We start from the raw sequence: 11,607 nt of genomic DNA, 5'->3' as shown, positions 1-11,607 counted from the left end.
TCTGAGGAATGGGCCTCTAACGGGGCAACGGCTCAGAGAAGACGACGATCGAAACTGACACTCTTGATCAAGGCGAAGACCGACATGCCCACGTCAAGTTCCAGGTCCTCTACCGCCGATCGCGTCAGTCGGGCTCGGATCCGGCCCCCGGAGAGTTGCAGAAACACTTCCGCGAAGGCCGTGTCGCTTTCTGGCACGATCTCGGCGACGGTCGCCGACAGGACGTTTCGGATACTCAAGCCCTCGGGGCGTCGAGTCGCGACCGCAACATCCCGCGCCCGGATGCGAAGACGAACATGTTGACCCGGCTCGAGCCTCTCGACTGCAGGCATCACCAGGCTCGCACCGTTCAGATCGAGTCGGGTCAGCACCAGTCTCTTGTCGAATCCCGTGACCCGCGCCTCCACGACGGATCCGGCCTCGAAGCGCCCCGTGATCGCCTGTAGATCGATCCTCTCGACGATCTCCGCCGTCGGGCCCGCCGCGTGAACGCGCCCCCCGGCGACGACGACCACCTGGCTTGCAAGTCGTACGACCTCGTCGATTGAGTGGCTGACGACGATGGTCGCGATCCCGAATCGTCGCGGAATCTCTTCGAGGTACGAGAGAAGCTCGACCTTGTGCTCCTGGTCGAGGGCCGTGAGTGGCTCGTCCAGCAACAGTAGGTTCGGGCAAGTGAGGAGCGTGCGCGCCAGGGCGACGCGCTGTTTCTCGCCACCGGAGAGTCCGGTCACGCTCCGATCCATCAACTTGGAGAGGTCCAGCGCATCGATGACATCGTCCGCGGCGATGGGTCGGGTCGTTGACCGATGCCGCCGCGCCGCGTACTTCAGATTGCCCGCGACACTCAGATGCGCGAACAGGCGGGCATCCTGAAACAACAGCCCCACCGGACGTTTCCAGGGTGGCGTGTTGGCGCCGTGATCATGATCGAACCAGACCTGATCGCCGAATTGAATTCGGCCCCCGGCAGGGGTCTCGAAACCCGCAAGAACACGCAGCAGCGTGGTCTTGCCACTACCGCTGGGCCCGAATAGGCAGGTGACGCCGTCCATCGTCCACCGCTCGTCGACATCCAGGTCGAAACCCGGGAAGGTCGCTCGGCAGGCAAGCTGCAGTAGCTCAGCGGACATGGATCGGGAACCTTCTGTGGAGGGAGTAGACGAGAAGCAAGACCACGAACGAGAAAACGATCAATCCGGCTGACAGCAAATGCGCCTGGTCGTAGTTCAGCGTCTCCACATGTTCGTAGATCGCGATGGACAGCACCCGAGTTCGGCCGGGAATATTGCCGCCCACCATCAGGACCACGCCGAACTCGCCGAGGGTGTGGGCAAACGTCAGGACGGTGGCCGTCAGGAACCCTCGGACCGAGAGGGGGAGAACGACGGTGACGAATGCATCGATGGGTGACGCTCGAAGGCTGGCTGCCGCCTCCAGGGGTTCTCGGCCCACGGTCTCGAAGGCGCTCTGAAGCGGCTGCACGGTAAACGGGAGCGAGTAGAAGACCGACGCGACGACGAGCCCCGCAAAAGAAAACGTCAGTGCATCACCGGTGATCGAGACCCAGAGACGGCCGATCGGCGACGTTGGGTTCAGCAGAACCAACAGATAGAACCCCAGCACCGTCGGTGGGAGTACCAGCGGTAGTGCCGTGATCGCCTCGATGGCCGGACGCACGCGATTGCGCGTGGTTGCCAACCACCACGCCAGCGGGGTGCCGAACACCAGCAGGATCAGCGTTGTCACAAGCGCGAGCAACAGGGTCAGACCGATGGGACCGAGCTCCGGCATCGTCATCGTGGCCCGTAGCCCATCGATTCGATGAGGGCTCGAGCGTCGTCGCTCTTCAGGTATTCGAGGAACGCCAGGGCTGCGGCGTTGCTCGAGCCGTGGCTCAGCAGGACGGCATCCTGTCGAATCGGTCTATACAGATGATGGGGGACCTGCCAGTGGCTTCCGATCGACCGACCGGTCTCATCCAGCGTCTGGGACCGTGCGACCAGCCCCAGCTCTGCGTTGCTCGTCGCGATCAGACTGAGGGTCTGGCCGACGTTCTGGCCCATGACGATCTTGCCCTTCAGTCGTTCGGTGAGCCCCAGGGCCGTCAGCGAATCTCTGGCGGCCGACCCGTAAGGTGCCAGCGCTGGATTCGCGATCGCCAGTGCGCGAAAATCTCCGATTCGCAGGATCTCGGCGCCGTCGTCGTGAATACGATCGGGGTCCGGGCTCCACAACACGAGTTGCCCAACGGCGTAGGTGAAGCGCGATCCGTCGACGGCGTGGTTGCGATCCACCAGCGATGTAGGTCGGTGCTGATCCGCCGCAAGAAACAGGTCGAACGGTGCTCCATTCAGGATCTGCGCGTAGAGCGTCCCGGTCGATCCGGTCGTGACTCGAATCCGATGTGCGCCGTTCTGTTCAAACGACGCGTGTAGGCGCTTCATCGGTTTTGAGAAATTGGTCGCGACGGCGATCAGGGCTTCTTCCGCTTGAACCGGTGCCGCAGTTCCCGACACGAGGAGGAGGCAGAGGGTCAGGAGTACTGACTTGCGGACGCTCATCGGGAGTCCATCTCCCGAACGACCGAACGAAATTTTCCTCGTGACGTCCGCGGAATTTCCGTGACTGTTTCTACCTCGATACGGACCTCCGCACCGAGACGGTCAGCCAGTGCTTCCTTGACGGAGCGTTCGGACGACTCGTCATAGGCAGGACTCGGAACAACCCGAACGACGACGTGATCGGTCGCCTTCTGGGCGATCTGTACCTCGCTGAGACCGGTAAGTCCCTTGAATACCGGATCCAGACGGCCGACGGTGCGCCCATCGGGGAGGATCAGCAGGTCATCGGTCCGTCCCACGATCTGGTCCAGGACCGGTTGTGCACTTCCGCACGAGCAGCGCCTGGTCGATAACGAGAGCGTGTCGCCGACTCGATATCGGATCAAGGGCATGGCCTGATTGACAAAACCGGTCGTGATCGCCTCGCCCGTGCGTGTCCCCTGATCGTCGACCTGCGCATCGAGAAGTTCCAGGTATCCGTAGCCGATATCGAGATGAGTACCTCCGGCGTCGCACTGCCCGGCGAAGATCGTCATCTCGGCATTGCCGTACTGATCGCTGACCCGGCAACCGAAGGTCTGTTCGAAGAGTCGACGATCGGCGGCCGACAACGTCTCGGCACTGGTGAGGATTGACCGCACGGTGGGCAGTTCGAGACCGGCGTCGATCGCGAAGCGCACAAGCGATGCCAACGCCGACGGGTAAACGTGAAGTTCCTCGGGTTGGTAACGACGCAGACACTCGACGTAATCCGCCGTCGACTGAGGGCCGATGTGATAGACCGAAAACAAGAGATTGTTCTCGGTCCAGTCGCGAACCCAGTAGGGCGCATGATGTCGCGCAGCCGGCCACAACACACGACCGTTGAACGTCGCCCGGCGACAGCCGACCTCGCTTCCCGCCCGGGTTCGAAAACGGTCATAGACAGCGTAGTGGCGTTGTAACGAATCGAGGTCCGCCAGAACACGGAGCGGTGACCCGGTGGTTCCCGATGTGTCTCTGGATTCCAGCGGTCCCGGCACCGCCTCCGAGATGAACGACTCAGGAGATTGCTGGATGTCGGCCTTCTCGAGGATCGGGATCTGCAGCAGCCCCTCGGGAAGCGGCAGCGAAGAGGGGTCGATGCGATGTCGCTGGAACAGCGCCCGATAGTACGGAACATCACGACCGGCGCGAACGAGCGTCTCGCGAAGTCGTTGCAACGAGAGCTGCCGTAAGCTCTCGGCGTCAAGCGTCTCTTCCTCAAGAGCGCGGGCACGATGTTCCTCGAATCCTCGGCCGTATCGTCGTCGATGGATGCGCCAGCCGTACGCCGAACAGAGGACGTCCTTGACCGGGCGCGGCGTAATCCGAAACAGGCTGTCCAGGGATAAAGCCATGGTGACATCATAATAAGACTGCCGGGAATAGTCATGCCGGTGCCACTCGTTGTAGTCTGAGAACCCATCTCAGGAGTGACCCTCGATGACTAAGCCATCTGCCACCGACCGCGCCGTCCGCGACCGCTACGGCGCCGCCGCGAAGGAACGCGAGTCGGCCCTCTGCTGTGCCGTCTCCTACGACCCACGGCATCTGGAGGCTATCCCGCAGGAAGTGATCGATCGTGACTACGGTTGTGGAGATCCGTCACGTTTCATCCGCAAAGGGGAGACGGTTCTCGATCTTGGAAGCGGCGGCGGCAAGATCTGCTTCATCGCGTCTCAGTTGGTGGGGCCCGAGGGCGCGGTTCTGGGAGTCGACACCAACGACGAGATGCTTGCGTTGGCGCGACGGTCGACGACGGAGGTCGCCGAACGTGTTGGCCACGCAAACGTAACCTTTCTGCGTGGGCAGATTGAAGATCTTGCGCTGGATCATGACAAACTCGATACATGGCTAGCACGACACCCGATCCAGTCAGCAAGCGATCTCCCGCGATTCGAGGAAGAGAAGGATCGTCTGCGTCGTGGCGAGCCGATGGTGAAGGACCACAGTGTCGATATCGTCGTTTCCAACTGCGTTCTGAATCTCGTCCATCAGGCGCTCAAACCACAGTTGATCGAAGGGATATTTCGGGTCGTCAAACCCGGCGGCCGGATCGCGATCTCGGACATCGTTAGCGACCGTATCGTCCCCGACGAGCTGCGAGCGGATCCGGAACTCTGGAGCGGATGTGTCTCCGGTGCGTTTCACGAGCCCGAGTTGATTCGCCAACTCGAACGGGTCGGGTTTCGCAGCATCGAGCTCGACCGCGCAGAGGGAGACCCGTTCGCCGTCGTGGAAGGGATCGAGTTCCGTTCCGTGACCTTTACGGCGGTCAAACCAGGAAACGAAACGTCTTCGGGCTGCTGCTGATGGCATCGGCGTTCGATGATCATCTCGTCGGCAGCGGTCTGACGATGCCGCGGCGATCTGCCGTGACGACGTTACAGTTGAACATTGGCCTGCGCTGCAACCTTGCCTGTCTCCACTGTCATGTCGAGTCCGGTCCTCTGCGGAAAGAGCAGATGGATCGTCAAGGCTGCGAACGAATCGTCGAACTTCTAGATCTCAACCCACAGATCGACCTCCTCGACATCACCGGCGGGGCGCCCGAGCTTCATCCGGAGTTCCGCTGGGTCGTGGAGGAGGCGCGACGCCGTGGTCGCCGGGTCATGGATCGTTGCAACCTCACGGTTCTCCACGAGGACGGGCACTCGGATACAGCGGAGTTCCTGGCGGCTCACGAGGTAGAGATCGTGGCGTCGCTGCCGTGCTACACCGCCGAGAATCTCGAGCGACAGCGAGGGCGTGGCGTATTCGCTGCCAGCATCGAGGCGTTACAGCAACTCAACCGGCTGGGGTATGGAACCGGTCGGCTGCCCCTCGATCTGGTCTACAACCCGGTCGGGCCGTCCTTACCCCCGTCCCAGGCCAAACTCGAGAATCGATACCGGGATGAACTCCGCGAGCATTTCGGGATCGAGTTCGACTCGCTTCTGACGATCACGAACATGCCGATCAAACGATTCGCGTACGATCTGACGCAGAGCGGCAGGCACGAGGAGTACATGTCGTTGCTGGTGCAGAGTTTCAATTCGAAGAATCTGGATGGGCTCATGTGTCGCAACATCATCAGCGTGGATCACCAGGGTCGTCTATTCGACTGCGACTTCAACCAGGCGCTCGAGATGCAGGTCCCGGGTGGCGAGCGAACGATCTACGATGTGACGGATCTCAGGGTGTTCGAGGGTCGTTCGATTCGAACCGCGGACCACTGCTTCGGTTGTACCGCCGGCGCGGGCTCGAGTTGCGGTGGAGCGCTGAGTTGAGCCTTTCCGTTCGCGGCCACTGTGCCACGATCGTCCTGGTCGCCATTGTCGCCGGGACCTTGACTGGTTTCCTCGCCCGCGAGCCGCTGCGTCAGCTCGTCGTTCGCCTGTTCGGACCGCCGCGCGTTCAGATGACCGAGTCGTTCGCGGAGCGGGGAGACGGTCCGACCCTCGACCACACGATCTGGGACGGTCTCCTCCGACAACACGTCACCGAACACGGCGGGGTCGACTACCGGAGCTGGTCGGACGATCCGACGGCGCTGGACCGTTACCTCGCTTCGCTGGCGGAGGTCGATCTTGCGGCCCTCGGTCGCAGTGAGCGGCTGGCCCTCCTGATCAACGCGTACAACGCGTTCACCATCCGACTCATTCTTGACCATGACGGCGACGGCGGATTGAAGTCGATCCGTGACATTCCCGACGCGGAACGCTGGGACGCGGTCCGTTGGGAGCTGGGCGGTCAGACCTGGAGTCTCAATCAGATCGAACACGAGCAGATTCGACCTCGATTTGCCGAGCCGAGAATCCACTTCGCGTTGGTCTGTGCGGCGTACAGCTGTCCGCCGCTACGCACCGAGGCGTACGTCGGAGTCCGGCTCGAGGAGCAGCTAGAGGATCAGACCCGCCGGGTCCACGGGGACGAACGGTGGTTCCATTTCGATGCCGAGACCGGGGTGGTTCGATTCACGGAACTCTACGATTGGTACCTCTCAGACTTCGAACAGGTCGCCGAGTCGGCTATCGCCTACATGGCGGGCTACTCGTCCCCGCTGAACGAGGCCCTGGAGGCCGGTCGCTCAATCGATCTCCGGCGGATCCCGTACGAGTGGGATCTCAACCGCAAACCCGCTACCGCGCCATAACGGGCGCGTACCGCTCGACCAGTAGGTTCGTGTAAGCCACGTCCCCGTTGTAGCGACTGAGATGGGTGGTGTCGCTATACATGTCGGGGGTGATCTCCGGCGCGTCCTCGAAGCTGTGGATCGTGACCCCGGTTTCTCGCGCGACTCGCTCGAGAACGTAGCGTAGTCGCTCTTCCGCCTCGGGCGGTCGACCGATCCAGTCGTGATTGCGTGGAAGTAGGATGATCTCGACGTGATCGGAGAACTCTTTGAAGTTGTTGACCGTCCGGATGAACCCCGCGATCAACTCCTCCTCGAAGTCGAGAACCTCGATGTCGCAGCATTGGATGCGCCAGAGACGATCGTCGCTCATGTGCTTTTCCGTCCGTAATGCTTCGTAAAGCTCACGGAATAGTCTGAGCGTGTCTTCTGATCGCTCTTCCGGGATCGTCCCGGCCCCCTGCCATTCGTAGCTCCAGTCGCTGTTCACGTAGTCCGGATAGTCTTCCTCAAATCGTGCGTTCACGATGTCAGCGATCTCCTGAACGCGGGCCTCCGCCTCCGCATCACCCTCGACACCGCTATCAGGCCGCTCGCTACCAAACCACTGGTCTCCCAGCTCCGAGGTGATCATTTCTGCGGAGATATTGTCCCGTAGGTAGCGGATGTTGGCGATTCGGATCCCACGTTCGATGTCTTGCCAGAACAGCTCCCGGATCTCTTCATCGCTGGCCAGCATCGTGATGAACGACTCGATTGAGCCCTCGGCGCCACGGTAGCGGGCCTTCGTGTTTTGCAACGGCGTGAACTCGATTAGCGCCAGCTTCAATCGCCGGTCGTTGGTGACGAACTCGTCACGAATGCGTCTCGATAGGTAGTCCTGAAAGAACGGGTTCAACCCTCCGAAACCAAAGTTGAATGACTTGACATCGACTCCGCGCTCGGCCATCTCGCGATCGAACTGACGAGCGCCGAATGCGGCCTCGGTCATCGATGAACCGAAAGAGATGACGAGATCCTGTGGTTCCTGAACGATTCGCGGTAGCGCGGCTCGAGCCTCGGTTACCCGCGACAGAATCGACGACGTCGTTGCACCGGCGAAGTACGTAAACGCGCGGACGATGCCGAGACTGATTCCCATCCCGATGACAATGGTCAGGAGCGCAAGGACGAAAGGTCGTCTAGAACTGGAAGTAGATGAAGTCATTACTCGGTTCTCCGGCCAGTAGGCAGATCGCCTGGAACAGGATCAGCAAGATCCACATAAACCACGCGTGACGCTTGAGCCACTCACCCCCGCGGATGACGCAGAGGTCCATCAGATGCATGAATAGCAGGAGGCCGACGACCAACCCGAAGATCAACCCGGCTTGTGCCCCGGCAGCGGGAAGCACGCGGAGACCATGCATGCGGGCGACGATCTCACCGGCGTCGGCGATCCCCCCGGCGCGGAACAGAACCCAACCCACAAGTACGAGATGGAACGTCACGGCCCACTTGAACAGTCGCAACCCGCGGGAACTATCCGCACCGAATGCCGCAAAGGCCCGGACCTTCGAGATTGCGTGGGTCACGACGATCAGAACACCGTGATACGCGCCCCAGACGACGAATGTCCAGGCCGCACCGTGCCAGAGCCCGCCCAGGAGCATCGTGATCATCACATTCCGGAGGCGCCGTTTGTTTCGATTCCCGCCAAGCGAGATGTAGAGGTAATCGCGAAGCCACGTCGAGAGCGAGATGTGCCAACGACGCCAGAAGTCGACCGGCGAAACGGCAAAGTAGGGTAGTCGGAAGTTCAACGGAATCTTGAACCCAAGGAGCAACGCCAGGCCGATCGCCATATCGGTGTAACCCGCGAAGTCTCCATAGATCTGACCCGCAAACGCCAGGATTCCGGTCCAGGTCTCGAGCAGGCTGGCCGGGTTGGCGGAATCGAAGATCCTCTCGGCGGGAACGGCAAGTAGGTCCGCGACGGTCTTCTTGAACACGCCGGCCGTGATCAGGAGACAGCCATGTTTGATGTTGTCCCAGGTCGGCACCGGCAACGCGTGCATCTGCGGGAGGATCTGTCGCGCTCTAAGAATCGGACCGGCGACGAGCTGCGGAAAGAACGATAGCGCTGCGAGGAACTCCACGAGTCCCTTTCTGGGCTCCATGTCTCGGCGATAGACATCGATCGTGTAACTGAGACTCTGGAATGTGTAGAACGAGATGCCCACCGGTAGGACCCAGGCGAGCGTCGGCAGACTGACCTCTGCGCCGAACAGCGCGATGAAATCCGCCACCGACGTCAGGACGAAATCGGCGTACTTGAAGAGACCGAGGATCCCGAGGTTTATCACGAGCGAAAGCGTTAACCAACGTCGTCGTGTGCGCTGATCGGAGGAGGCGCCGATCCGCTGCGCGATCAGGTAGTCCGCGACGCCGCTACCGATCAACAGGGGAATGAATCGGTAGTTCCAGGCCCCGTAGAACACGAGGCTGGCGAGGACGATCAGGAAGACGCGATGACGTCGGCTGGCGAGGACCAGTCCATAGAGCGTGACGAACAGAAGGAAAAAGTAGAAGAAAACAGGCGTATTGAAGATCAAGTCGCTGCCCCCGGGTTCGTCTCCGCCATAGTCTAGAACGGCGCGCCGCGGTGTTTGGTTGCATGGAATCTTGAACGCTTGACAGATCTCCGCGAACACGGCTACGGTGAGCGGGTCCATCGTGTAGGTGCCCCGACGCCGTCCGGCGAAGGGGATAATCGGGAAGACGGTGCGTTGTCTCTTTAATGGGACGCAATGCCGACACTGCCCCCGCAACGGTAGGCGAGGAAGGGTGATCTGACAGCCACTGCGTGTTCGTAGCGCGGGAAGGCGATCACCCGCGGGCCTGACGGTCCGTCTCGTAAGTCCGTAGACCGGCCTTCACATCTGTTCATGTCCGGTGCATTCGGGTGGAATGCGGAGGTCGAAAAATGCTACAGAACCGCTGTCTCGTTTTTCTGTTTCTATGTCTTGGTGTCGTGGCGGCAGAGCCCGACGAGGTCTACACGGAGACCGTCACCGTGACGGCGTCACGGACTCCGGTGCTCGTCGAGGAGACCGGTAGCTCGGTGACCGTGATCGATCGCGAAGAGATCGAACGACGCCAGTCCATATTCGTGGGTGATCTCCTGCGAGCCGTTCCCGGAGTCGCCATCAGCCGCGCGGGGAACGGTGGTTCGCTGACGCAGATTCGCGTGCGAGGCGGTGAGGCCAACCATGTCCTGCTATCGATCGACGGCGTGTCGATCAGCGATGCGTTCGCAGGGGATGAAGTCCCCCTCGAATTACTGACGGTCTTCGACCTGGATCGGGTCGAGGTTCTTCGGGGGCCGCAGAGCGGTCTGTGGGGCGGCGATGCCGCGGCGGGCGTGATCAACCTGGTCACCCGCGATCCCGGCGCGGCGGCAGGGCGCGCCTTGCAGTTCGAGACCGGAAGCTTCGGTCTGTTGCGTGGTGCCGGCCAGATCGGACTGGGAGACGGCGCGCACCGGGCGACCTTCAGCGGCTCGTTTCATGACATGGACGGGACCAACGTGTCCCGCACGGGGAATGAGGACGACGGCTCCAGCAGTGGTCTGGCCCATGCACGATATCGTTTTGCACCCGAGTCCAGTCCGTTCGTGCTGGAACTGGGTGGACGATTCATCGATACGGAGTCGGAATTCGACGGAGTCGATTTCGTTGTCACCGGGTTGCCGACCGATGCCGATCGTCGCACGGAAACATCGTTGTCAATCTTGAATGCGCGCGGTGCCTGGACCCGGGACGACAGTTCCTGGCGCCACGAGCTGAACGTGTCTCGGGTCAGCAGTGACACGGAGACCGTCGTTGATGCTTCCTTCGACAGTTCAACCGCTGTCGACAAGAACTTCGTCTCATGGCAATCCACCGTGGCGTTGCCAGGCACCCTGAATCAGCGTTTGACGTTCGCCGTCGATCACGAGAGTCGAGAATTCGAGCAGCGGGGGATAGCGTCGTTCTTTGGCGACCCGAATCAGAGTCAGAAACTCGACGCGGACGGTGGGGTGATCGAATACCACCTCGGACAAGACCAATGGGATTTGGCCGCCAGCGTCCGTCACGATCGTCATAGCGACTTCGACGACGCCACGACGTTTAGAACCAGCTTCGCGCGGCGCTGGCACGATGGGGCAACACGTCTACACGTCTCTGCAGGGACGGGACACAAGCCTCCGACCTTCGGGGATCGATTCGGGTTCTTCGCCGACACGTTTATTGGAAACCCGAACCTGCAACCGGAAGAGTCCAGTGGCTGGGATGTCGGTGTAGATCGCCGTCTAGGCAAGCGATACCGGGTGGGGGCAACCTACTTCCGGGAACGCGTCACCAACGAGATCAACGGATTCTTCTTCGACGCGACAGCAGGTGCGTTTACGGCGGTCAACGAGGACGGCGACAGCGATCGGCAAGGTGTCGAGGTGTCGGTGATCGCGCAGTTGTCTCCGCCTGTTCAGCTGGCCACGACCTACACCTATACGGACGCACGCGAGCCGAACGGACTCGGTGGCGAGGCGATCGAGCTTCGCCGACCCCGCCATTCCGGAAATCTGCAATTGCACTACAACCCTTCCCGGTTGCCGTTCGACGTCGCCATCAATGCGTCATTTGTTGACACCCAGCGCGACATCTTTTTCCCGCCGTTTCCCGCCCCGCCCGAAAGAGTGCCGCTGGACTCGTACGTCTTGCTCGATATCACCGGACGCTACCAGTTCCACGACAACTACGAGTTGTTCGCCAGGATCGAGAACGCATTGGACGAGGAGTACGAGGACGTGATCGGCTTCGCGACACCCGAGTTGGGTGCCTTCGTTGGCTTACGCTTTCGCAGCGGGCGATAGGGTTCACGTCGGGA

At 61.2% G+C, this 11,607-nt stretch carries 10 protein-coding genes and 1 riboswitch; of the genes, 4 read left to right on the top strand and 6 right to left on the bottom strand.

From position 1 onward, the window contains the following. Nucleotides 1-32: 32 nt before the first annotated feature. The 4 genes from modC to OES25_06640 are packed head-to-tail and all read right to left on the bottom strand — an operon-like array spanning nt 33 to nt 3,943. Nucleotides 33-1,133, bottom strand: coding sequence for a molybdenum ABC transporter ATP-binding protein (modC, locus tag OES25_06655; GenBank protein MDH3627323.1), 1,101 nt, complete (start codon nt 1,131-1,133; stop codon nt 33-35). Next, nucleotides 1,123-1,800 carry a molybdate ABC transporter permease subunit gene (modB, locus tag OES25_06650; GenBank protein ID MDH3627322.1) on the bottom strand — a complete coding sequence of 226 codons (678 nt, stop codon included), beginning with the start codon at nt 1,798-1,800 and terminating at the stop codon, nt 1,123-1,125. The genes modC and modB overlap by 11 nt, the downstream gene beginning before the upstream one ends. Then, on the bottom strand, nt 1,797-2,564 hold the full coding sequence (modA, locus tag OES25_06645) for a molybdate ABC transporter substrate-binding protein (protein ID MDH3627321.1): 768 nt from the start codon (nt 2,562-2,564) through the stop codon (nt 1,797-1,799). The genes modB and modA overlap by 4 nt, the downstream gene beginning before the upstream one ends. Next, on the bottom strand, nt 2,561-3,943 hold the full coding sequence (locus tag OES25_06640) for a hypothetical protein (GenBank protein MDH3627320.1): 1,383 nt from the start codon (nt 3,941-3,943) through the stop codon (nt 2,561-2,563). The genes modA and OES25_06640 overlap by 4 nt, the downstream gene beginning before the upstream one ends. A gap of 85 nt (nt 3,944-4,028) precedes the next feature. Here OES25_06640 and OES25_06635 point away from each other — a divergent pair, with 85 nt between their 5' ends. The 3 genes from OES25_06635 to OES25_06625 are packed head-to-tail and all read left to right on the top strand — an operon-like array spanning nt 4,029 to nt 6,720. Next, on the top strand, nt 4,029-4,898 hold the full coding sequence (locus tag OES25_06635; GenBank protein MDH3627319.1) for a methyltransferase domain-containing protein: 870 nt from the start codon (nt 4,029-4,031) through the stop codon (nt 4,896-4,898). After that, nucleotides 4,898-5,854, top strand: a complete 957-nt coding sequence (arsS, locus tag OES25_06630; GenBank protein MDH3627318.1) for an arsenosugar biosynthesis radical SAM protein ArsS — start codon at nt 4,898-4,900, stop codon at nt 5,852-5,854. The genes OES25_06635 and arsS overlap by 1 nt, the downstream gene beginning before the upstream one ends. Beyond that, nucleotides 5,851-6,720: a DUF547 domain-containing protein gene (locus tag OES25_06625; GenBank protein MDH3627317.1), complete on the top strand. Its 870-nt coding sequence runs from the start codon at nt 5,851-5,853 to the stop codon at nt 6,718-6,720. The genes arsS and OES25_06625 overlap by 4 nt, the downstream gene beginning before the upstream one ends. Here OES25_06625 and OES25_06620 read toward each other — a convergent pair. Both OES25_06620 and OES25_06615 read right to left on the bottom strand, forming a co-directional pair. Further along, on the bottom strand, nt 6,707-7,906 hold the full coding sequence (locus OES25_06620) for a hypothetical protein (protein ID MDH3627316.1): 1,200 nt from the start codon (nt 7,904-7,906) through the stop codon (nt 6,707-6,709). The genes OES25_06625 and OES25_06620 overlap by 14 nt on opposite strands. Further along, nucleotides 7,881-9,413, bottom strand: a complete 1,533-nt coding sequence (locus OES25_06615; protein MDH3627315.1) for an MBOAT family protein — start codon at nt 9,411-9,413, stop codon at nt 7,881-7,883. The genes OES25_06620 and OES25_06615 overlap by 26 nt, the downstream gene beginning before the upstream one ends. Beyond that, nucleotides 9,402-9,631, top strand: a riboswitch (cobalamin riboswitch). (Overlaps the previous gene by 12 nt.) 33 nt (nt 9,632-9,664) lie before the next feature. On the opposite strand from OES25_06615, the gene OES25_06610 reads away from it, so the two are divergent. After that, entirely contained in the window at nt 9,665-11,593 is a 1,929-nt protein-coding gene (locus OES25_06610) for a TonB-dependent receptor (protein MDH3627314.1), read from the top strand. The last annotated feature ends 14 nt before the right edge of the window (nt 11,594-11,607 follow it).

Source organism: Acidobacteriota bacterium, from assembly GCA_029861955.1.
Lineage (GTDB): Bacteria > Acidobacteriota > Polarisedimenticolia > Polarisedimenticolales > Polarisedimenticolaceae > JAOTYK01.
This window is presented reverse-complemented; position numbering and strand designations above follow the sequence as displayed.